This window comes from Streptomyces sp. NPDC059092, from assembly GCF_042756365.1.
Lineage (GTDB): Bacteria > Actinomycetota > Actinomycetes > Streptomycetales > Streptomycetaceae > Streptomyces.
In genome coordinates, this window is sequence record NZ_JBHZEJ010000066.1 from 1 (window position 1) to 21,971 (window position 21,971).

Genomic DNA, 21,971 nt, shown 5'->3' on the forward strand with positions numbered 1-21,971 from the left:
TAGACGCGGGTGTTGAGCTTGAGCGCGTCGGCGTTGCGTAACTGGGCGCCGCGCACCCGCCCGCCCGCTGCGCCGCCGCACCCCGGCGGCGCAGCGGGCACGCCACCGGTCCCGGAGCCACCGTCCACGAGGCTTTCGTCCCCCAGGTGCGGCCCCGGCAGCCGGGCGGTGTCAGCCACCGCTGCCGGTCTCCACCCACTCCACCGGACGGGAGCCCAGTGCGGTGAGGACGGCGATCGCCCGGTCCGCGTGGCGCGGATCGACGGGCAGGGCGTGCCGGGCGAACCAGGCCGCCGGGCCCGGCGCCGGTGACGGATCGGTGAAGTCCGCGCCCGCGTACGCGTCGAGCGGCGGGTCGTAGAGGTAGCCGGTGGTGACCCGGTGCCGGGCGAGGGCGGCGATGGCCGCGTCCCGGTCCTCGACGAGCAGCGGCACGCGGAAGAGCGGCTGTACGGTCCCCTCGGCGGTGCCCGGCGCGGCCCACGGGCTCGCCAGCAGCCGCCGCGTACCGTCGCGGTGGGCGGCGAGGGTCCCGTCGAGTCCGCGCAGCAGTCGTTCGGTGCGTCCGAGGCGCGGGCGGCCGGGGCTGAGCCGGTAGTCGTGCATGTCCACCCGGACCCAGGAGTGAAAACCTCCGAGCCCCGGCGCCGTGCCGAGGGCCTTCCGCAACTCCGCGCCCCGCAAGGGCATCCGGATATCCGCCCGCTCCTCCTGCCCGAGCAGCCGCAGCGCGGCCCGCGCGGCCCGCACCAGCCGCAGTCCGCGTACCCCGGCCTCGGCGTACGGGCGTACGGCGTAGGCGAGTTCGGCGGTGAGCCGGGTGGGCCGGAGCAACGCGTCGCGGGCCCGCGCCAGTTCCGTACGCAGCCCCGGGTCCGCGACGGCGAGGAAGCCGCCGGTCTTGGCCCCCACGTGCTTGGAGAGGCTGAACACGGCCGCGTCCCCGAACCCGCCGACCGGCAGTCCCCCGATCTCGCTGCCGATGGCGTGCGCGGCGTCCTCGATCAGCGGAATGCCCAACGCGTCGCAACGGGAGCGCAGTTCGGGCGCCGGATCGGGGTTCCCGTACAGATTGGTGGTGAGCACGGCGGACAGCCCCCGCCAGACGGACTCCGGCACGGCGGCGACATCGATGGACCCGTCCCGCGGGTTCAACGGCGCCTGCACGGGCCGCAGTCCCGCGGCGAGCACCACGAAGAAGATCACATCGTCGTTGACCGGCGACATCAGCACCCGCCCACCGGGCGGACACCAGTGGCGCAGCGCCACGTACAGCCCGAGCCGGCACGACGGCATGTACAGACACTCCCTGCCGAGACGCCGGCCCATCAGCGACTCCAGCACGGCGTACGGACCCGCCGGCCGCACCGGGTCCACCGAACCCGCACGGTCCGCCCCGTGCACCGAGCGCTCCGCCCGGTCCGCCGAGTGCACCGAGCGTTCCGCCGGGCGGCCCTCCCCACGAGCCATGCGTATCCCCCCCTGCCCCGGCTCAATGTGTCCCATACCGGACGCCCCGTCAATAAGGCAGAGACTCCTGGAGAGGCCGCCCCGTCACCCCACCGGTCCACGCACGAACCGCAGCCCGGGCCGTCCGTTCAGCTCCACCTCGCCGGCCTGCGTGAACCCGGTCCGGGTGAGCACGGCACGCGAACCGGCGTTGTCCACGGCCGCCCTGGCCCGCAGCGAGGAGAGCCCGTACTCCGAGCCGGCCAGCTCACACACCCGCCGCACCCCCGCGCTCGCCACCCCACGCCCGGCCGCCCGCTCGGCGACCCGGAACCCCAGCTCGGCGGCCCCGTCGGCCACGTCCACCAGATTGACCCGCCCCCACACCACCCCGCCCCCGTCGACGAGCAGATGGAAGTGGCACACCCCGGCCTCCTGCTCTGCGAGCAGCACGCGGTGCCGCTCCTCGAACCGGGCGAAGTAGGCGTCACCCCGGTCGGGGACGGACGCCGCGAAGTAGGCCCGGTTCTCCCGCTCGAACGCGAGCAGGGCGGTGGCATGACCGGCACGAAGACGCTGAACCTCAGGCACGGATCACGCACGCGGGAGGCGGTAGACGGACACATGGGAACGCGTATCGGCGGTGAATTCGGCACCCGCCCAGTCCGCGTCCCTGCTCTCCAGCTCGAACCCGGCCAGTTGGGCCATCAGGTCCAGTTCGGCAGGCCAGATGTAGCGGTGCGGGCTGCGGAACAGCTCGGCTTCCTTGCTCTCGTCGAAGCGGAAGTGGTGCGAGACGACGTGCTGGCGCAGGGTGTCGTACGTGTCCAGCCCGATGTAGCCGGGCTCCGCATGCCAGACCGTGGCCGCCTGGCCCGGCGGGAGCTTGCGCAGCTCGGGGACCCACAGCTCGACCACGAACCGGCCGCCGGGCGCGAGGTGGCGGGCCGCGTTACGGAAGCACGCGACCTGCTCGGCCTGGGTGAGCAGGTTGGAGATGGTGTTGAAGACGAGATAGACGAGCGCGTACTCCCCGGGCGCCGTGGCGGTCGCCATGTCACCGACGACCACGGGGATCGCCGCCTCGTCGGCCTTGGTGCGCAGCCGCTCGACCATCGGGAGCGACAACTCGATGCCGGTGACGGGCACCCCTCGCGCGGCCAGCGGAACCGCCACCCGGCCCGTCCCGACGGCGAACTCAAGGGCCGCTCCGTCACCCGCGAGCGCGGCGAGGCGGTCCACGGTGGGCGTCACGACTTCGGGCGCGAACATGCCCGTTCCGGGTGTGTCGTAGCGTTGCGCGGTTTCCGTGTCCCAGATCTCCTTCTGACCCATGCCGCCCACGGTCGCCGCCGCCAAGCACGGTGTCCACCGATTTTTCCTCCACCGCCCGACGGAGGGGCCGGGGGCGCGCACACCCCGGCCCCGGCGCACACCGCGCCTACGGTCAGACCCAGTCCCAGCTCACGTTGATCCGTCCGGCGTTGAGGTCACCGATCCGCGAGAACGCGGTGGGGCTCAGGTCCACGTCGTTGGTGGCACAGCCCATGCACTTGTCCACGACTCTCACGACGACGGAGCCGAGCGGGCCGTTGACCCGGATCTGCCGTCCGCACTGGGGGGAGTTGTTGGGGTTGGGGTAGTTGCCGTACAGCGTGGTCGAGATCGCCACGACCAGCTCACTGTCGTTGTTGGACCAGCCACACGCGCCCAGGCCGGTGTTGTACCAGGTGGCCTGGCCGGTGGCCTGCGCGCCGCTGGGCGCTGCCGCGGCCGGGGCGGCGGTGGCACCGACCGCGCCGAGCGCGAGCAGGGACGAGGCCGCGGTCAGCGCCGCCGCGGTGCGGGCGGTGCGGGGGCGGGCGGGGGCGTTGTTCCGGGTCGTGGCTGTGGTGGGGGACATGCGATCAACCCTTCGAACGGTAGGCAGCTTGGTCTAGACCAAGATTCCTCGGCAGGGCACCGCTTTCCCAGAGCCTTTCCGGCTCACCTGCTGCACCTTCCGGCCAACGCGCCCCGGCGGCCCCGCCCGGCCGCTCTTTCCGCTCAGCCGATCGTCTGGCGGGTCTTCCACCAGGTGGAGGGCGCGATGACGTTGGTCCCCGTGCCGCTCAGCGCCGTTCTGCCGCCCGTGTGGAGGCGTACGGATCCGTCGGAGTGGACGGCCCAGATGTCGGGGATGCCGTCTCCGGTGACGTCCGCGGTGCCCATGAGATGGGGAACGGCGGAGCTCGACCAGCCGGACGCGGCGTACTGGGTGTCCGTACCCGCTCCCGAGTTCGCCGCGGATGCGAGAGAGCCGAGGTCCACCCCGCCCGATGCCGCCTTGACGCCCGTACGGAGCAGCAGCCGGCCTGTCGCGTCGGAACGGTAGACCAGGTCGGTCACGCCGTCGCCGGTGACGTCCAGGGCGATGACGGTGTCCCGGTCGGCCCAGGAGGAGCCGGAAAGGCGGGTGGCCTTCTCGATGGTCGCCCCGTTGTAACCGGTGAGGACCCACAGCGCGTCGCCGACCGTGATGAAGAAGTCGGCCTTGCCGTCGCCTGTCGCGTCCCCCGCGGAGACGATCTGGGTGAAGGTGGCCGGGTCGGGGGCGTCGGACGGGAGCAGGATCTCGCGGCGTTTGTCGATGTTCACGGCGCCGTATCCATCGCCGGGGTAGACCCAGAGCTTTCCGGCGACCCGGGCGACGACGTCCTGGAGGCCGTCGCCACCGTAGATGTCGCCGTTGTGGGTGATGAGGGCCTTGTCGAAGTGCCCGGTGGGCGCGGCGACGAAGGAAGGCAGGTCGTCACCGTTGGGGTCCTTGGCGGGGTTGGCGCGGTACGCGCTGGGCATCGAGTAGCCCAGCTTCCCCGTGGCCTTGGTGAGGTCGGTGTTGGTCTGGGAGATGTAGAGGCTGAGGTTGCCCTTCTCCGTGACGGTCAGGAGGTCGGGGAGCTCGTCGCCGGTCATGTCGCCGGGCGCGTCGGCCTTGTCCCGAGGGCTGACGTAGAAGAAGTACTTGGTCGGCGTGGAGACGTTGCCCGCCCCGTCGACGGTCCGTACGTACAGCACATTCGGCCCGGCGGCCGGCGGTCTGGTGTTCGCGAGCGTCGCGCTGGTGGTGGTCGCCGTACCGGCGGTACGGGCCAGGCTGAACGGGTAACTCGCCGAGTTGAAGCCGTACTCGTACCGTACGACGTCCTTGTCGAGGGCGCGCACCGTGAAGGAGCCGGGTGAGCCGAACTTCTTCGAGGACCAGAGCGAGTCCTCCGGCTGGTTGCCGAACCCGTTCTCGTTCTCGTCCGCGTTGGGGAAGTCGGTGGAGGAGACCTTGGGCGGCTTGGGCGCGGCGGTGTCCAGGATGAATCGGCAGGGAATCTTCTTCGGGGAGTAGTCGGAGGAAGAGCCCGCGGCGTCGAAGGCCTTCACCCGCCATGAGTACAGGGTGTTGTTGGTCAGTTTGGTGGTGGCGAAGCCGGACGTCGTCACGCGGGCTCTCTCCGTGTCCTTGCCGACCGAGACCTTCCCGGTCGACTTGAGGAGGTCGCCGGTGGTGTCCCACTTGCCCGTCGGCCAGAGGTCGAAGTCCAGGTACGCGAGGTTCTTGTCCTTGTCGGTGGCCGACGCGACGAACGAGACCTCGCCCGCGCCCATCCGCGCGTACGGCTCCGTGGTGGTGCACTTGGACTCGGGGTTGAGGTCGAGGAGGGCCGGTGCGCCGGGCCTGCGGTTGTAATCGAGGACGAGGGAGGGGCCGTTCTCACCGTTGGCGGCGAACTTCTTCCACGCGTACTGGGACTTCTCGCTCACCGCGCGCATCCCGAAGGTGATGGAGTCCCAGCCCTTGTCCGCCGCGCTCTGCGCGGACTTCCTGACGTCGAAGGTCTCGTAGGCGTCGCGGCAGTGGGACTTCCAGCCGTGCGCGAAGCTCTTGGTGCTGACCTTGTTGCCGTTGTGGAGCTTGGGGGCGTTCTTCCAGTTGGTCTTGGAGTCGATCTCGCCGGTGAGGTGGACGCTCACGGCACGTTCGCTGCACGACCAGGCGTACGTCTCCAGGACCCGCAGCCTGGCCTTGGTGATGACCGCTCCCTTCAAGGACTTGTCGAAGCCGATGTTGAAGAAGGAGCGCGAGGTGCCCCAGGTGTCGGACTCGAAGCCGACACGGGCCTCGTGCGTGCCGCCCTTGTTGAAGCCCTTGCCGTTGTAGAAGGTGGCGTTCGGGTAGCGGTTGTAGACGGTTGTCCAGTTCTGGGTGTGCTTGGTGACCGAGGGGTCGATGAAGACCGGGAAGACCGTGGACGGGTCGGACAGCAGCTCGGCATCCGGGGTGATGTGCCAGTTGGCACCGGAGAGATCGGTGTCCACCAGGGCGCCGTGGGAGTCGGGGGACGGGCCGTCGAGCCCGGGCAGGGAAAGCGTGGCGTCGGGCCCGGAGTGGGAAGGTTCGGCCGTGGGCTCCGCCGGGGCGGACGGGAGCGGCGGTTCCGGGGCGTCCGGTACGGGTTCGTCGCTCGCCGAGGGCAGTGCTTCCTCGTACGGGTCGGACTGCTCGTCGGTCTCGCTGTCCGGTTCACCGCTGGGGTCGCCGGGCGCGCTCTCCTCGTCCGAAGGTGATTCCTCCGGCTCCGGTGTGGGGTCGGCGGGCAGTTCCTCGGGGGCGGTGGGCTGCGCGGAGGCGCCGACTCCGCCGTCGGTGACGGCCGGGGCGCCCGCGGAGTCCCACATCATGGGGGTGGGCGACATGGCTACCTCGTCCCCGTAGGAGTTCTCGGCGATGACGATGCCGGAGAGCGGGTCGAGACGGAAGGTGAGGGTGGGGGAGGTCAGCCCGTAGACGATCTGGGCGACGCGGGGGTCGGTGGCCGCGGCGCGGGTCTTCACGACGAGAAGCTGGGCGAATCCGTTGTCGTCCGCCGTGAGCACCAGGTCCGCGCCGGGGAGGATCTCGGGGTAGAGGGCCCGGTTGGTGTCGATGACCGGTTCGGGGATGGGCCCCCGCCAGGTGAGCTGGATGTCGTGCCCCTGGGAGTGGAGGGTGACCAGAGGGCTTGCGGTCTCGTCCGCCTCGGCGGCGTTCACGGCGGCCGGACCTTGGAGGAACGAGACGCGGCGCGTGGCGGACGCACGGTCCGACCGGTCCGTCCGTGAGGCACGCTCCGCACGACTCCCGTCGCCCTTGGCCCCGGCGGAGAAGACGACGGCGCTGTTGCTGGCCCTCGGCTCCCAGCCTCGTCCTGTCCTGCGCAGCGACAGGTCGATCGGCTTCCACTCGCCGCCGACCTTGGCGCGGATCGGGGACACGTGGATCTCACGGGACATCAGGCCGTCGCCGCGTGCCCAGGTGGTGGAGTCGGACGTCCGCAGCGAGGTGACCTCCACCGGCTTGCCGGTCCTTGCGGCCCTGGTGATGGCCTCGCTCTCGCTCACCGCCGATGAGGTGGACCGTGCCGGTGACTCGGCAGGGGCGCCGGAGTCCGTGTCCGCCAACCGCAGCCCGGCGTAGGTCAGTCCGCTCACGGCGATGCCGGCCGCGCACAGCATGGCGACGGCGCGCTGTCCTGGCAGGTGGTACCGGCGTTGCGACATGAGCGAGATCCCCCCTCGGTCCCGGCGTACGGCGGGTCGCCGACCGGGGATACGGAGCCCCTCACACGGATCCAGTCGTCCGAACACACGGAGTGAGCGAGCGAGCAGATCATGACGCATTGCTGAGCAATCGTCACCCCAACGTGATGATGATCACTTTATTCACGTTTCCTCTGGTCATTCTTTGCAACTCCCCCACAGAATCGGCCCGTTCTGCATCCGACCTGCATTCCATGTGGCGTCCCTGGGGGATCTGGCGTGTCTCGTCTGTCTGAAACTCGCCGTCGGCGACGTCGTGTCCATCGCTCTGTCGTGCCGGGGCTCGGCCTCGCCCTGCTCGTGGCGCTGCTCCCCGCACAGGCGGCGCTGGCGATCCCGCCCGATCCGACGAAGAGCGGGCGTGAGGAACTGGTCCTGGAGAAGCTCGACCAGGACCAGGTGGTGTCGGGCAGGACCGCCAACAGGAACCTCGACAGCCTGAAGACGGAGACTCCTGCGGACCTGCAACAGGCGCCTTCGGGGACGACCACCGTGCCGACCGCCGAGACCAGATCGGTCACCTTCGGATCCGACGCCAGGACGGCGTCCACGCGGACGACCTCCGTGGCGGACCTGACTCCCGTGGCGGAGCTGCCGGTCAGCCTGGGGCAGGCACCGGGGGAGACCGCCCCGACGGGGACCTGGCAGGTCACGGTCGCCGGACGGACGGAGACGGCCGCGCAGGGCGTGGACGGCGCGGTGGTCACCGTACGCCCGCCGGCCACAGGAGCTGTGCCGGTCGCCGTGCGGTTCGACTACGAGAAGTTCAAGAACCTCTACGGCGCCGACTGGGCCTCGCGGCTGCGCTTCGTCCAGTTCCCCGCGTGCTACCTGGACACCCCCGAGTCGGAGGAGTGCCAGGCGTACGAGGAACTGGAGACGGTCAACGACACCGCTGACGGAACGGTCACCGCGACGGTCGACACGACGGGCGGGGCGGGGACGGGAACGGTCTCCGACGACGGCACGTCCGCCCCCGCCTCTTCCGCTCCCTCCGTCACCCGCGCCGGATACCCCGCCCAGCCGTCCGCGACGCGGGCCGCGGCGGCCGGTGCGGCCGTGCTTGGCGTCACCGACTCCGGTGCGGGCGCGGGCGGTTCCTTCAAGGCGACCCCGCTCGCCTCCAGCGGAACGTGGGCGGCCGGAGGCTCCTCCGGCTCCTTCTCCTGGTCGTACCCGCTGACCGTGCCACCGACCCCGGCCGGTCCGTCCCCGAACGTCTCCTTCGCCTACGACTCGCAGGAGGTGGACGGCAAGACGGCCGTCTCCTCACCGCAGACCTCGTGGATCGGCGAGGGCTGGAACTACGAGCCCGGCCACATCGAGCGGCGCTACCGCTCCTGCAAGGACGACACCAAGAAGCTCAAGGCCGGCACGCCCAACAACACGGCCAAGAAGGACCAGACCTCGGACCTGTGCTGGGTGTCGCACAACGCGGTGATGTCGCTGAACGGCCGTACCACCGAGCTGGTCAGGGAGGGCGACACCAACACGTACCGTCCGCAGAACGACGACGGCACACGTGTCGAACTGAAGACCGGCGCCGCCAACGGCGCTTACAAAGGCGAGTACTGGGTGGTCACCACCCCGGACGGCACGACGTACCACTACGGGCTGAACGCCGTCGGCGGCGGCCACGCCGTCACCAGCTCCGTCTCCACCGTGCCCGTGTACGGCAACCATCCCGACGAGCCCTGCTACGCCGCCACCTTCGCGAACTCCCGCTGCGGTGCGGGCGTACAGCAAGCCTGGCAGTGGGGCATGGACAAGGTCGTCGACGTCCACGGCAACGCGATGGTCGTCAACTGGAAGCAGGAGACCAACCACTACTCGGCCAACAAGAAGTTCAAGTCCCCGGAGAAGTACGACCGGGCCGCCTATCCCGTCTCCATCGAGTACGGGATGCGCACCGCCGACCTGACCAAGCCGTCGGCCACCGTCGAGTTCGGCGTCCGGCAGCGCTGCCTCAAGTCGGCCGCCGCGTGCGACCCGGCGAACTTCGCCAAGACTGACGACCCCGGCGCCTACCGGCCCTGGTGGGACACACCCGGCAACCTCAACTGCAAGTCCACGTCCAAACTCTGCCCGGCCTTCCCGTCCTTCTGGACCCAGCTCCGCCTGGACACGGTGACGACGAAGGCGGCCCGTGCCGGCCAGAGCGGACTGGGCAAGGTCGACACGTACACCCTCCACCAGTCCTTCCCCGAGGACTGGTACGACACGTCCCCCAGCCTGTGGCTCAACTCGATCACCCGCAGAGGCTTCGCGCCCGGGGACACCACAGGGACCCTTCAGTCCAAGGACGGCGTCAGCTTCGGCGAGTACCGCGTGGGCTCCTCCTCCCCGCTGCGCGCGCCTGCGGGACCGGCAGCTTCCCAATCTCGTGCCGTCGGGCCCCGGGGACCAGCGGCCCGCCTTCACCCGCCCGCGCATCGGCACGGTCGCGACCGAGAACGGCGGCGACATCCAGGTCGAGTACACCGGCGGCTGCGCCGCGGAACCCGCCACCGACAAGGGCAAGGCCAACACCACCTGCTATCCCGTGCGCTGGTCCCCGGACGGAGAGGAGAAGACCCCGGCCAAGGCGTGGTTCAACAAGTACGTCGTCGCCTCCGTCACCGAGACCGACCGGGTCACCACCCACGGCAAGCCCGTCGTGACCGCCTACAAGTACACGTCCCCCGCCTGGCAGAAGACCGACAACGAGTTCCTCCGCCCGGCGCTGCGCACGTACAGCGTGTGGCGGGGCTACCGGCAGGTCGCCGTCACCAAGGGCAGCAAGTCCACCTCCCAGCAGGGCGATCCGCAGTCGCAGTCGTACACCGTCACGCGCTTCTTCCAGGGCACGGGCGGCCAGGTGAAGGACTCCAAGGACGCCGTCGTCCTGCTGGCCGACGACGCACCGCAGTTCGCGGGGATGACCGCCGAGACCTTGACGTACAAGCACTCCGAGGACCGCGAGGCCCTCGCCCGCGCCCTGGCCTTCCCCAGATCCGAGCAGACCGGCTCCCGGCCCCGCCAGGCCGAGGACGGGACGGATCTCGATCCTCTGCTCGCCCACCGCACCTGGATCGCGCGCACCGACACCGTCCAGAAGGTCGGCACGAGCTGGCGCGCGGTGCGAACCGAGACCACCGTCGACGACACGTACGGTCTGCCCACCCAACTGGAGATGTCGGTCGTCAAGCCGAACGGCACCGGCGAGACGGTCAGCGACCAGGTCTGCATGCGGACGTCGTACGTCCACAACCGCACCGACTGGATCATCGGCAAGGCCAAGGAGACCCGCTCCACCGCCACGCCCTGCGCCGGCTTCGACACCGCCGACACCGCGACACAGCTGCTGGGATCGGTCCGTACCTCCTTCGACGGCCAGGCGTGGGGAGCCGCCCCGACCAAGGGGCTGGAGACATCAGTCTCGGAGATCAACGGCTCCGGCTCAGCCCACTCCGTGACCTCCACCACCTCGTACGATCCGCTCGGCCGCGTCAGGAAATCCAGCACGCCGCTGACCGGCACCTCGGAGACGGTCTACACCCCGGGCGACAGCGGCGGCCCCGTCACCGCCGTCAAGCTCATCAACTCCAAGGGCCACGCCTCCACGACGGTCTACGACCCCGGGCGCGCCCAGGCCCTGACGGCCACCGATCCGAACGGGCGGGTCACCAGAACCGAGTACGACGCCCTCGGCCGCCTGGTCAAGGGCTGGTCCCCGGGGCGCTCCTCGGGCGGCAAGTCCCCGGACACGGAGATCTCGTACCGCGGCGCCGTCGCGACCTCCAGCGAGACCCGGCCAGCCGCTGTCACCGTCAAGTCCCTCAAGGACGACGGGCGTTATGCCAGCGAGGTCACGCTCTACGACGGTCTGGGGCGTACGGTCCAGACGCAGAGCGAGGCCCACGGCGCCGGCCGGATCATTACCGACACCAAGTACAACGACCACGGCCTGGTCTGGGAGCAGACCGGCGGCTACCTTGCCCAGGGCGAGCCCGAGACCAAGCTCTTCGCGCGCGTCTCGGAATCCCTCGTACCGAACAAGACCAAGACGCGGTACGACGGTCTCGAACGCGCGGTGCGCTCCTCCGTCTACCACGGCGCCGACTTCAAGTACGCGACGTACACCACCTATGGCGACGACTACGTCTACGTCGACCCGCCGGGCCAGACCGCCCCGTCCACCCAGAGTTTCACCGACGCGCAGGGCCGGGTCACCTCGGTCCAGCACTACACCAAGGCCGGCTCCACGAGCACCAGGCGGACGACGAATTACACGTACGACGCGCGGGGCAACCACACCAAGGTCACCGACCCGGCCGGCAACGCCTGGGAGTACACGTACGACGTCCGCGGGCGCCTGACCAGCTCCACGGACCCCGACACCGGTACCTCCACCTTCGCGTACGACGACGCCGACCGCCGGACGCGGGCCACCGACGTGCTCGGCAAGAGCGTCCACACCCAGTACGACGAACTGGACCGCGTGGTGGCCGTCCGCGAGGGCTCGGCGACCTCGGCGCCGGTCAAGGAGTTCACGTACGACACCCTGCCCGGCGCGACCGGCCTGCCCGTCGCCTCGATCCGGCACGACGCCACCGGCGACTACATCGACCGGGTCACCGGGTACGACACGGACTACCAGGTCACCGGGCGTGAGACGGTCATCCCGTCGCACGCGACGACGGCCGGGCTCTCCGGGACGTACGCGTACTCCTACGCCTACACCCCCACCGGAAAGCCGCTGTCGGTCACGCTCCCGGCGAAGGGCGGCCTGGCAGCCGAGAAGGTCGTCACGCGGTACGACGACGATGGTCTGCCGGAATCCACCTCGGGCATCTCGTGGTACACCTCCGACATCACCTACTCCCCGTACGGTGAGCCGCTGCGCTCGGTCAGCGGGTCGCAGCCGTCGCGGGTCTGGACCACCAACTTCGTGGACCAGCACACCGGGGGCCTCCAGCGCACGGTCACCGACCGCGAGACGGCGGGCACCCACCGGGTCGCGGACAGCTACTACGCGTACGACGCCTCGGGCACGATCACCTCGAACGCCCGCAAGCTCACCGACGCGTCCGGCTCCACCTGGGACAACCAGTGCTACACGTACGACGCGCTGGGTGAACTGGTCCACGCCTGGACGTCGGACATCACCCCCGGCACCTCGGGCACCGGCTGCCGTTCGTCCGGCGGCACCAACTGGGGCTACCGCGCGGACGGCGAGCCCTCCGGCGGCCCGGTCGCCGACGCCCCGACCGTGGCGACCGACACCACGACCCCGAGCGCGGGCCTGACCACCTCACTGGCCGCGGCGGCGCCCGCGGCGACAACGGTCTCGACGGGTACCACGGCCTACCGCCAGTCCTTCACCTACGACTGGCTCGGCAACCGGGCCACGCTGACGGACCACGACCCGGCCGACGCGGCATCGAGCGTCACGTACACCTCCCGGTACGGCCGCCAGGTCACGGGCAAGGGCCTGGTCCAGCCGCACACCCTCACCTCGGTGTCCGCCACGGCGGGAGGCAAGAGCAGCGCGTACACCTACGACGACGTCGGCAACACGACGGTCCGTGACCTCCCCGCGACCACCCAGAACCTCACCTGGACGCCGGAGAACAGGCTCGACACGATCACGGACGACGGTGTCAAGACGCGGTACGTGTACGACGCGGCGGGCAACCGCATCCTGGAGAACTCGCCCACGGGCTCCACGCTCTACCTCGGCGAGACCGAGCTGACCACGGACGCCACCGGCAAGATCACCCGCGCCTCCCGCTCCTACTCCCACCCGGGCGCGCCGACGGTCGTCCGCACCGCGACCAACGGTTCGAGCACGGGCCACACCGTCAACGCCCTGATCAGCGATCACCTCGGCACGGCCAACACCACGGTGGAACTGGGCGGGTCCCAGACGGTCACGCGCCGGGCGTTCAAACCGTACGGAGAGGCCCGCGGCCCCAAGCCGGCCCTCTGGCCGAACAAACGCAGCTACCTGGGCACCGGCATCGACGACGCGGCCACGGGCCTGACCCACCTCGGCGCCCGCGAGTACGACCAGGCGGCGGGCCGCTTCCTCTCGGCGGACCCGGTCATCGACGTCACCGAACCGCTCCAGATGAACGGCTACGCGTACGCGGGCAACAGCCCGGTCAGCTCCAGCGACCCTACGGGGCTGTGCCCGGCGGACGTCTGCGGCCACGGGAAGCAGAATCCGTCCCCGCACTACGGCGGCGGCCCGAAGAAGGGTGGTGGCAGCGGTGGCGGTGGCGGTGGCAACGCCGGTTCCGGGAGCGTCAGTTCGGGTACGACGACGACGGTCACGTACACGATCACCAAAACGGTCACGGTGACCAAGCCCGCCCCCTGCGACTTCATCTGCAAGGCCAAGGGATTCTGGAAGAAGTACAAGACCGAGATCATCACCATCACCACTGAAGTGGTGGTGGGAGTTGCCTGCGGCTCGGTAGCGGTCGGCGCGGGCGTGGTGACGGGCGGCGTCGGCGCCGTGGCGGTCGGAGCGTCGTGCGGCGCCATCGCGGGAGCGGCGGCGGGAGCGGTCGGCAACGCGTTGGACCCCAAGGCGGACAAGAGCCTGGGCGGCTTCGCGGCAGCGGCGGGCAAGGGAGCCGTGGTCGGAGGCGTCACCGGAGCCGCAGGCGCAGTGATAGGCAAGGCCATTGCCAAGGGCGTCAAAGCGGTTGCCTCCAAGGTCATCAAACGGGGAAGCGGAGTCGGCAGCCCGAAGGGCAGCGGCGGCGGAGCCAGAGGCGGTGGAGGTGGCGGTGGTAGTTGCAAGACGCCGAACAGCTTCCTCCCGAAGACGGAGGTCCTGCTGGCGGACGGCACCCGCAAGAAGATCGCCGATGTAAAGGTCGGGGACCGGGTTCTCGCGACGGACCCGAAAACCGGCGAGACAGTCGCAAAGCCGGTGACGGCAGAAATCATCGGCAAGGGCGCCAAGAACCTGGTCAGGGTCACCATCGACCTGGACGGAAAGAAGGGCGGCAGGACCGCGTCGCTCACAGCGACGGACAAACACCCCTTCTGGGTCCCGGAACTGGACGAGTGGATCAACGCCAGGGACCTCTATTCGGGCCAGTGGCTCCGCACCAGCAGCGGCACCCACATCCAGATCACTGCCATCAAAACCTGGACCCAGCCGGCCACGGTTCACAACCTCACCGTCGCCGACATCCACACGTACTATGTGCTGGCGGGGGCTACGCCGGTCCTGGTTCACAATTGCGGCGGCAGTAACCCGGCGCACTCATCAACGTGTACCTGTGCAAGCGGAGGCCAGCCCAGGCTCGCCAATGGAACTATGGGGAGCAACCCCAATCCTCTGGCTACCAGGCTCGGTCGCGAGCAATACCCGAGCGGGTACCGAGCTACGACTCATGACGCCATGCGCAATCAATGGACGGACGCACAGGGCAACTGGCTCGATGAGACGGGTAGTATCATTCAGGGTAATGTCACCTACGATCACATCTCACCTGTGGTTGATCACTGGAATTCGATTGGCTACAACAGTAGTCGAGCAGTTCGAAATGACTACTACAACGACGTAAGTAATCTTCGTCCGATGTCGGGATCATTGAACTCTAGTTTGGGTGGCAGTATGACGCAGCGGTACAGGCAAATCACAGGGCCGAACTACTCAAGATAGGCGCGAGAGCGAAGTGAGTGGAACCGTGAATATCAGGCAGGCCGTGACTGGAATTGGGAACGCCAGAGAGTTCCCCGGCCTTTCTGATGCGTGGCAATGGTCGCCAAATCCCAGGTTTGTCTTCTCGTTGGCATTGAGCCCTGAAGGGGATCGAGCGTACCAAATGAACACGCTCGATTCATTCGATGAGGGGCTGGTCAAGGCTGTCCTCGAGTTTTCCCGTCACCGGCGGCTCCGTGTTGAGCCGGAAGTGCGACCATTCTCCGTGGCGACCGGTTTCGCCCATGCAGGCTACAGGTTCGATTCGGTGGCGGCAGTCTCTCCTTCTGTTCATGGATATCACGCAGGGAGGGACGAGTCCCTGAACGACTCGGTTATCGCGGTATTTCCGTCCTATCGTTGCGAATTTTCCGGCAATGAGACCGTCGAGGAAGCAGCCTATCGGTTCAAGCGAATGCTGCGACCGACTCTCACGTCTCGAGCGCCTAGTCCCTATCTTCGGATGCGCTACGAGAACAGAAAGACCGGAGGGGGAAGCGTGGGTCCTACCCGCGGATTCGCAACTCCAGATGTCTTGCTCAGAGAGCTCGGCTACCTCGAAGGCGCTCTTGGGAGTTTCGTAGAATTTGAGAACTTCCGTGGCGAGGTTCGCAAAATCGAATGGGATGGAGTATGGGTGATAAATGGGGAGCGGCAGGAGATTGTCATTTCTGAAGATTGGGTGATGACCTCCATGGGTTGTTAATGATGTAGTGAGGGACACCTCGCTACTTGGGGTGGATGGCTCAGGACCCACCCACCCCATAAAGCCGTTAGAGGCCCCACCGGATTTTCGTCCGGTGGGGCTTCTGGCGGTTTGACGGCAGTAGTTGACGGCAACGTCAGCGGACGGGGGCGCGCAGGAGAGCTGGGGTGTCGTCGGCGTCAGGCTGGTTGGCGGTCTCGGAAGGGGTGTGGAGCGTACGGCCGAGGAGGTTGATGGCGTTGCGCTGGAGGCGGAGTCTGACGTGGGCGTAGACGGTGGCGGTGACGCCGATGTGGGCGTGGCCGAGGAGTTCTTTGATCACGACGAGTTCGACGCCTTGCTCCAGGAGCAGGGTGGCGGTGGAGTGCCGTAGGTCGTGGAAGCGGATGCGGCGAAGGCCGGCCCGATCGAGGAGGGCGCGGAAGCTGCGATTGAGGTTCGCGGGATCGATCGGCCCTCCTGCTGGTGTGGTGAAGACGAGGCCGTTGTCCTTCCAGCGCCCCTCTGCCGCTTCGCGTTCCCGTTCCTGACCTTCAAGGTGTTCCTTCAGCGAGGGGATGCACTCGCTCGGGAGGGCAATGCGTCGTTCGGATGCGTGCGTCTTGGTGGGCAGGGTGGTAAGCCCGCCGGTCTGGGTGCGCTGGAGGGTGCGGCGGATGCTGGCGGTGCCGTTGTGGAGGCCGAGCTCTTCCCGCTGGAGGCCGAGGAGTTCTCCTTTGCGGAGTCCGGTGTGGAGGGCGAGTTCGTACAGCGCGAACAGGCGGTGAGTGCGGACAGCAGCGAGGAACTGGCGGGCTTCGTCGGCCGTGAGTGGTTCGAACCGACGGGGGCGGGGCGTACCCGTACGGACGTTGCGGGCGACATTGCGCGTGATCTCTTCCTCGCGGACGGCGTGCTCCAAGGCGGACTTGAGTACGGAGTGGATGTACGCCAGCGTCAGCGGGGAGAGCCGCTTGGAGCAGCACGCTCCGGCGGCGCAGCAACGGGGCTGAGTACGGCTGGCGTCGATGCCGCGTGCGCAGCACTGGCAGGTGGTGCGGAGCTGGTTGAGCCAGGTGCGGATGTCCTTGGCGGTGAGTTTGGCGAGCCTTTTCTTGCCGAGGCCGGGGATGAGGTGCTGGTTGACGCAGGCGGTGTAGCGGGTGTGGGTGTTCTCGCTGAGGTGATGGACGGCGACGGCCTCCAGCCAGTACGTCAGGTACGCAGCCACGCTGCCCTGCGCGGACGGCACGGGGACGCCGCGGTTGCTGGCTGCGATCTTCTCGGTGAGCTTGGCCAGGGCCTCCTTGCGGGTGGTGCCGTAGACGCGGATGCGCTTGCGGGTGTTGCCGGGGGCGAGGACGTAGCCGGCGGCTTCCCAGCGTCCGTCTTTCCGCTGGTAGACGGTCCCGTCGCCGTTGGCGCGGACGCGGCGGGAGGGAGTGGGGTCGCGGGGCGTGGTCATCAGGCGGCTTCCTGGTCGAGTCGGGCGTGGACGAACTCGGTGAGGGCGTGGGCGGGGATGCGGCGGGCGCGGCCGAGGGTGATCGATGCGAGCTGGCGGGTGCGGAGCAGGTCGTAGGCGGCGGAGCGGCCGAGTCGGAGGCGGGCCATGACTTGGGGCACTGTCAGCAGGTCCAGCGCTGGCTCTGTCTCCGGGTGGAGGACGGTGTGCGGAGTTCATGGGGCGCAGAGTGGAGGGGCGCTCGCGCGAGTGGTGGTTCGCTGCTTGCGTCACGCTGCGTGGCCGGATGTGCGTAGGGTCATCTGTGATGGCGCGCTTACAGGTAGTCACCGGCCTCGGAGGCTGCCGCGCGCCGAGTTCGTGTGGTGACTGACGTCGATCTCGGAGGTGCGCGCGGTGGGTGCGGGCAGGGGCGGTGCGGACGGAATGGACGGTCTCGACGGATCCGGCTGGGGGCCGGATTTCGAGGATGACGACTCGGGGGCCGTCGTCGCGGCGCTGGGGCGGCAGATCAAGCTCTGGCGGACGGCGGCCGGGCTGAGTCAGGCCGAGTTCGGTACGGCGATCGGCTACGGCGAGAACCAGGTCTACAAGGTCGAGGCCGGCAGCCGTATCCCCCGGCCCGAGTTCCTGGACCGGGCGGACGAGGTGCTGGGCGCGGGCGGCAGGATCGCCGCGATGAAGGAGGACATGGCGGAGGCGCGCTACCCGAAGAAGGTCCGGGGCGTGAAGAAGCTGGAGGACGAGGCCGTCGAGCTGCTGGCCTACAACAACTCCGTCGTCGAAGGGCTGCTCCAGACCGAGGAGTACGCGGAGGCCGTGTTCGGCAACCGGCGGCCGCCCTTCTCCGAGGAGGAGGTGGAGCGGAGGATGGCCGGGCGTACGGCGCGGAAGCAGATCCTGCGGTCCCCGACCGCGCAGCCCCTCTTCAGCTTTGTTCAGTGCGAGGCCACGCTCCGCCGCAATGTCGGGGGCACAATGGTGATGCGACGCCAGCTCGAACACCTTCTGGAGGTGGGGCAGTTGCGTAATGTTGACTTTCAGGTGCTCCCCCTGGGGTGTGCGGAGAACGCCGGTCTCGACGGAGCGTTCCGGCTGCTCAGGCTGAAGGACGGGACGACGATCGCGCTGAACGAGATCCAGCTCCTCAGCCGCGTGATCTCCAACCCCAGGGAGGTCCAGCTCCTGGACATCCGCTACGGGACGATCCGGGCGCAGGCCCTCCCGCCTCGGGAGTCGCTGGCCTTCATCGAGAAACTGCTGGGAGAGACATGACCTTCAAGCCGTCCGCCGGAGACGCCTCCGGCCTGGCGTGGTTCAAGAGCAGCTACAGCACGGCTGACGGCCCTTCGTGCGTCGAGGTCGCCGCCACCCCGCGGACGGTCCATGTCCGCGACTCCAAGGATGTACGGCTGCCCTCGCTCGGCTTCGCCGCCGCCGCGTGGGCCGATTTCGTTCCGTACGCCGTGGACGTCCCGGAGAAGAAGCGCTGACCGTGCGCGGCTGAGCGGTCAGGGAGTCACGGAGTCTTTCGCCCCCGTGCCGGAGCGCGGCGCGGGGACGGTCGGGAGGGTGCCGTCGGCGACCAGGTCCGTCACGGCGGCCGTGTGTGCGCGGATCAGGTAGTCCGTGGCGTGCTCGGTCGTGGACTGGTACTCCAGGTGCTCGCCGTAGAAGCGCAGGCGCGTCTGGCAGCCCTCGATGATCTCGCCCCATGTCCGGACCCAGATGCGGTACGTCGGGTGGTCGGCCGCGCAGCCCGGTTCGCGGTCGCGCTGGTGGGCCTGTTCGCGGAGAGTCTCGTCCATGGTGTTGCCCACCAGCCAGAAGTCCCAGGTCACCCGGGTGTCCCGGAACCTCGGGTCCCGCCGCACGGCCTGTGCGTAGCTGCTGATCTGCGCGAACTCGGCCATGCCCAGGGTGACGTCGGGGCGCTTGAGCTCGATCACCAGATGGTGTCGCTCGTCGTGCCGGTGCCGTGCGGCTTTCGACAGCATGAGGTCGACGATGCCCGTCCGGCCGTCCGGCCGCAGTACCGGTCCCGGATCCGGGACCGGGCGCCCGAGCAGGTGGCAGTGCTGGTTCAGCACCTCGTTCAGGCTCCGGTCGCTCGCGTGCAGGCCGTACTCCTCGCCGAACACCCAGCATTCGTTCTCCAGGATGCGGTGGAGTTCCGAGCGCTCCTTAACCCGGCCCCTGGTCTCGGGGTCGAAGACCAGGTGTTCGAGGGCGGCCAGGAAGTCCAGCCGGCTCGTCGCCACCGTCGACGCCTTGATCAGGGCCGACAGCGGGGTCCGGTCGAGGAGCCGGGCCAGTTCCTCACGCTCCTGCTTGGAGAGGGTGAAAAGCTCCTCCACGATCCGCAGCACGTCGTTGGGCTCGTGCGCCAGTACCGATCGCATCAGTGCGAAGGTCGTCCGCTGCGTCTTCTTCACCTGTGGCAGATGCCGGATCACCGTCGTCGCCACCGCGTCGAACGTCTCCCGTTCCGCGCGCTCCTGGTCGCTGCCGGGCTCGCCCTCGTACGGGTAGATGCCGTCCGAACGCCAGGACCGTACAAGCTCTCCGCGCCGCTCGTCGGCGCGGGAGCGGAAGTGCGTCCTCATACGCTCGCGGGCCCTCGCCACCACTTCCGCCGTGGTTCCGTCCGGCGTCCAGTCGGCGAAGGTGAGGTCCCCCGCCTCGGCGTCCTCGAAGCCGGGCCAGGAGAGGTACGCGGTGAAGTGGAAGCCTGGGGCCTGGATCTCGGGCCTGAGCTGGGCCAGCGACATGCCGCGGCCGTCGCAGAGGATGAGGGCCCGGGCGACGGGCCGCTTCCATTCGATGAGGCGGAGCTGCGCCGGGGCGCCCGGGCAGCCGGATCCCGTCGGGATCTCGTACGGGCCGGTGACGTGCAGCTGTTCCGACGACGGGTCCAGCCGCCGGCCGTCGTACTCGATGTCGATGTCCGGGTACGCGGCGAGATAGAGGGCGAAGGCGGCGGTCAGCGCCGAGCGGGCGGTGTCCTCGGTCAGCCGCTGCGCCTCCTCGCCACCGAGCGCCTCGAAGACCGTGCCGGTCGGCCCGGTCGCCGGTTCGGGGTCGCTGACGTCGAACTCGTCCATGGAGCCGCGGTCCGACTCGATGACCACGCGGTGGAGCCCGTGCGGGCCGTCGCTCACGCTGGTCCAGCGGACCTCCGTACCGAGCGCGAAGGCACGCACCCGGCCCCGGCCGCTCTTGCCGTGCAGGGTCCGCTTCCTCACCGGGCTGGTGCCCGCGCTCTTCTTCCAGGAGACGCCGATGTGCCGGAAGTACTCGTCACAGCGGTCCGCGGCGATTCCCGTGCCGTCGTCGGTGACGACCACCCGGTCGACGGCTCCGAGGTCGCCGCGCTCCAGTACGACGCTCACCCGCCCGGCGTCCGCGTCCAGCGCGTTCCAGATCAGCTCCTCGACCGCGCCCACGGGATTGCTCAGCCGGGCCAGTTCCGCGACGTGCTCCCTGCCGATCATCAGCCGTAACTTTGCCATGACTCCCGGTACCTTTCACCGCTTCCGACCGCGCCGTTCCCGAGCGATCACGTGAGGGTGAGGATAACTCGCGACTTCACTGTTCGTGACTCAATTAATACTGTGAGTGAAGCGCAGGGGTGGTGCATGTCCGGGTATGTGGGTGTCGGCGATTCGGCAATCGTGGCCTGGGGTACGCTTTCCGGCCCGATTGGCCAGGGTCAAGGCCCCTATGGCACACTGTTCAGGTTGCTCGGTTGAGTGCCAATGCTGCGCGCCTCCCGTCGGGAGGACCGGAAGCGAGTCCCACAGTACTCGTCGTCCCCAACTGCCTTATGGGCAGCGCTGGGGCCGGACGTACGGGAATCTTCCGGGAAGTGTCAGCGGGGTACCGGCCAGGCTCCCGGTGGTGGAACGCGATATACCCGCGGTTCTCCCCGGCTCGCGGACGTTGGGCCCGCACCCCTGGCAGGGAAAATCCTTCGGGAGATTTTCATGGACGGGGACGCGACACGCCCGACCGCGTGGGTCGGAGAAGAGCCCGGAATCACCGGGTCCCAGAGCGTTACGAGAGACAGGACTACGAAGCAGCCATGGCGGGACAGAAGATCCGCATCCGGCTCAAGGCCTACGACCACGAGGTCATCGATTCCTCGGCGAAGAAGATCGTCGAGACGGTGACGCGTACTGGTGCGTCGGTCGCGGGCCCGGTGCCGCTGCCCACTGAGAAGAACGTGTACTGCGTCATCAAGTCGCCGCACAAGTACAAGGACTCGCGCGAGCACTTCGAGATGCGCACACACAAGCGCCTGATCGACATTCTCGACCCGACGCCCAAGACCGTTGACTCGTTGATGCGCCTGGACCTTCCGGCCGGCGTCGACATCGAGATCAAGCTCTGAGAGGCGCGGAAGAGATGACTAAGCCGATCAAGGGTGTCCTGGGCGAGAAGCTCGGCATGACCCAGGTCTGGGACGAGAACAACCGTGTCGTCCCGGTCACCGTGGTGAAGGCCGGACCCTGCGTCGTTACCCAGGTCCGTACGAATGACTCCGATGGCTACGAGTCGGTCCAGATCGCCTTCGGCGAGATCGACCCTCGCAAGGTGAACAAGCCCCTCAAGGGCCACTTCGCCAAGGCCGATGTGACCCCCCGCCGCCACCTGGTGGAGCTCCGCACCTCCGACGCCAGCGATTACACGCTCGGCCAGGAGATCACCGCTGCCGCGTTCGAGTCCGGCGTCAAGGTTGACGTCACGGGCAAGAGCAAGGGCAAGGGCTTCGCCGGTGTCATGAAGCGTCACAACTTCAAGGGCCTGGGCGCCGGACACGGCACCCAGCGCAAGCACCGCTCTCCTGGTTCCATCGGTGGCTGCGCCACCCCGGGCCGCGTGTTCAAGGGCATGCGGATGGCCGGCCGTATGGGCAACGAGCGGGTCACCACCCAGAACCTGACCGTTCACGCCGTTGACGCGGAGAAGGGCCTCATCCTGATCAAGGGTGCGGTTCCTGGTCCGAACGGCGGCCTCGTCCTGGTCCGTACCGCGGCCAAGGGGGTCTGAGGTAA

General features: G+C 68.7%; 15 protein-coding genes. 6 read left to right on the forward strand and 9 right to left on the reverse strand.

Annotated features, from left to right (window positions below):
* Positions 1-171 precede the first annotated feature (171 nt).
* From ACFXPL_RS29280 to ACFXPL_RS29305, 6 genes are all read right to left on the reverse strand, one after another.
* Entirely contained in the window at positions 172-1,329 is a 1,158-nt protein-coding gene (locus tag ACFXPL_RS29280) for a DegT/DnrJ/EryC1/StrS family aminotransferase (RefSeq protein WP_384925289.1), read from the reverse strand.
* A gap of 225 nt (positions 1,330-1,554) precedes the next feature.
* On the reverse strand, positions 1,555-2,040 hold the full coding sequence (locus tag ACFXPL_RS29285) for a GNAT family N-acetyltransferase (protein ID WP_384925221.1): 486 nt from the start codon (positions 2,038-2,040) through the stop codon (positions 1,555-1,557).
* A gap of 3 nt (positions 2,041-2,043) precedes the next feature.
* Positions 2,044-2,784 (reverse strand): class I SAM-dependent methyltransferase, encoded by a 741-nt coding sequence (locus ACFXPL_RS29290; protein WP_384925223.1) that lies wholly within the window; start codon positions 2,782-2,784, stop codon positions 2,044-2,046.
* A gap of 112 nt (positions 2,785-2,896) precedes the next feature.
* Positions 2,897-3,352: an RlpA-like double-psi beta-barrel domain-containing protein gene (locus ACFXPL_RS29295; protein ID WP_384925225.1), complete on the reverse strand. Its 456-nt coding sequence runs from the start codon at positions 3,350-3,352 to the stop codon at positions 2,897-2,899.
* Positions 3,353-3,495: 143 nt separating this feature from the next.
* Positions 3,496-7,020: a DNRLRE domain-containing protein gene (locus ACFXPL_RS29300; protein WP_384925227.1), complete on the reverse strand. Its 3,525-nt coding sequence runs from the start codon at positions 7,018-7,020 to the stop codon at positions 3,496-3,498.
* An 866-nt stretch (positions 7,021-7,886) separates the two neighbouring features.
* On the reverse strand, positions 7,887-8,132 hold the full coding sequence (locus ACFXPL_RS29305) for a hypothetical protein (protein WP_384925229.1): 246 nt from the start codon (positions 8,130-8,132) through the stop codon (positions 7,887-7,889).
* A gap of 1,310 nt (positions 8,133-9,442) precedes the next feature.
* Here ACFXPL_RS29305 and ACFXPL_RS29310 point away from each other — a divergent pair.
* A complete protein-coding gene (locus tag ACFXPL_RS29310; protein WP_384925231.1) occupies positions 9,443-14,725 on the forward strand; it encodes a polymorphic toxin-type HINT domain-containing protein in 5,283 nt (1,760 codons plus the stop codon).
* A 25-nt stretch (positions 14,726-14,750) separates the two neighbouring features.
* Positions 14,751-15,470: a hypothetical protein gene (locus ACFXPL_RS29315; RefSeq protein ID WP_384925233.1), complete on the forward strand. Its 720-nt coding sequence runs from the start codon at positions 14,751-14,753 to the stop codon at positions 15,468-15,470.
* A gap of 136 nt (positions 15,471-15,606) precedes the next feature.
* Here the strand turns inward: ACFXPL_RS29315 and ACFXPL_RS29320 are convergent, their stop codons facing one another.
* Both ACFXPL_RS29320 and ACFXPL_RS29325 read right to left on the reverse strand, forming a co-directional pair.
* Complete coding sequence (locus ACFXPL_RS29320; protein WP_384925235.1) at positions 15,607-16,914, reverse strand: tyrosine-type recombinase/integrase; 1,308 nt, start codon at positions 16,912-16,914, stop codon at positions 15,607-15,609.
* Positions 16,914-17,090 carry a helix-turn-helix domain-containing protein gene (locus ACFXPL_RS29325; RefSeq protein WP_384925291.1) on the reverse strand — a complete coding sequence of 59 codons (177 nt, stop codon included), beginning with the start codon at positions 17,088-17,090 and terminating at the stop codon, positions 16,914-16,916. The genes ACFXPL_RS29320 and ACFXPL_RS29325 overlap by 1 nt, the downstream gene beginning before the upstream one ends.
* Before the next feature lie 250 nt (positions 17,091-17,340).
* Here ACFXPL_RS29325 and ACFXPL_RS29330 point away from each other — a divergent pair, with 250 nt between their 5' ends.
* Complete coding sequence (locus tag ACFXPL_RS29330) at positions 17,341-18,189, forward strand: helix-turn-helix domain-containing protein (protein ID WP_384925293.1); 849 nt, start codon at positions 17,341-17,343, stop codon at positions 18,187-18,189.
* Entirely contained in the window at positions 18,186-18,407 is a 222-nt protein-coding gene (locus tag ACFXPL_RS29335) for a DUF397 domain-containing protein (protein WP_384925237.1), read from the forward strand. The genes ACFXPL_RS29330 and ACFXPL_RS29335 overlap by 4 nt, the downstream gene beginning before the upstream one ends.
* A gap of 18 nt (positions 18,408-18,425) precedes the next feature.
* Here the strand turns inward: ACFXPL_RS29335 and ACFXPL_RS29340 are convergent, their stop codons facing one another.
* Positions 18,426-20,426 (reverse strand): ATP-binding protein, encoded by a 2,001-nt coding sequence (locus ACFXPL_RS29340; protein WP_384925239.1) that lies wholly within the window; start codon positions 20,424-20,426, stop codon positions 18,426-18,428.
* Between the two features lie 572 nt (positions 20,427-20,998).
* On the opposite strand from ACFXPL_RS29340, the gene rpsJ reads away from it, so the two are divergent.
* Both rpsJ and rplC read left to right on the forward strand, forming a co-directional pair.
* Complete coding sequence (gene rpsJ, locus ACFXPL_RS29345) at positions 20,999-21,307, forward strand: 30S ribosomal protein S10 (protein ID WP_003948644.1); 309 nt, start codon at positions 20,999-21,001, stop codon at positions 21,305-21,307.
* 14 nt (positions 21,308-21,321) lie between these two features.
* A complete protein-coding gene (gene rplC / locus ACFXPL_RS29350) occupies positions 21,322-21,966 on the forward strand; it encodes a 50S ribosomal protein L3 (protein WP_384925241.1) in 645 nt (214 codons plus the stop codon).
* Positions 21,967-21,971 lie beyond the last annotated feature (5 nt).

Bases quoted from the DNA above. Each gene is read 5' to 3' on its own strand.
- rplC (WP_384925241.1), top strand. From the start codon at position 21,322: ATGACTAAGCCGATCAAGGGTGTCCTGGGCGAGAAGCTCGGCATGACC.
- ACFXPL_RS29335 (WP_384925237.1), top strand. From the start codon at position 18,186: ATGACCTTCAAGCCGTCCGCCGGAGACGCCTCCGGCCTGGCGTGGTTC.
- ACFXPL_RS29330 (WP_384925293.1), top strand. From the start codon at position 17,341: ATGGACGGTCTCGACGGATCCGGCTGGGGGCCGGATTTCGAGGATGAC.
- ACFXPL_RS29280 (WP_384925289.1), bottom strand. From the start codon at position 1,329: ATGGGCCGGCGTCTCGGCAGGGAGTGTCTGTACATGCCGTCGTGCCGG.
- ACFXPL_RS29300 (WP_384925227.1), bottom strand. From the start codon at position 7,020: ATGTCGCAACGCCGGTACCACCTGCCAGGACAGCGCGCCGTCGCCATG.
- ACFXPL_RS29320 (WP_384925235.1), bottom strand. From the start codon at position 16,914: ATGACCACGCCCCGCGACCCCACTCCCTCCCGCCGCGTCCGCGCCAAC.
- rpsJ (WP_003948644.1), top strand. From the start codon at position 20,999: ATGGCGGGACAGAAGATCCGCATCCGGCTCAAGGCCTACGACCACGAG.
- ACFXPL_RS29290 (WP_384925223.1), bottom strand. From the start codon at position 2,784: ATGGGTCAGAAGGAGATCTGGGACACGGAAACCGCGCAACGCTACGAC.
- ACFXPL_RS29295 (WP_384925225.1), bottom strand. From the start codon at position 3,352: ATGTCCCCCACCACAGCCACGACCCGGAACAACGCCCCCGCCCGCCCC.
- ACFXPL_RS29340 (WP_384925239.1), bottom strand. From the start codon at position 20,426: ATGGCAAAGTTACGGCTGATGATCGGCAGGGAGCACGTCGCGGAACTG.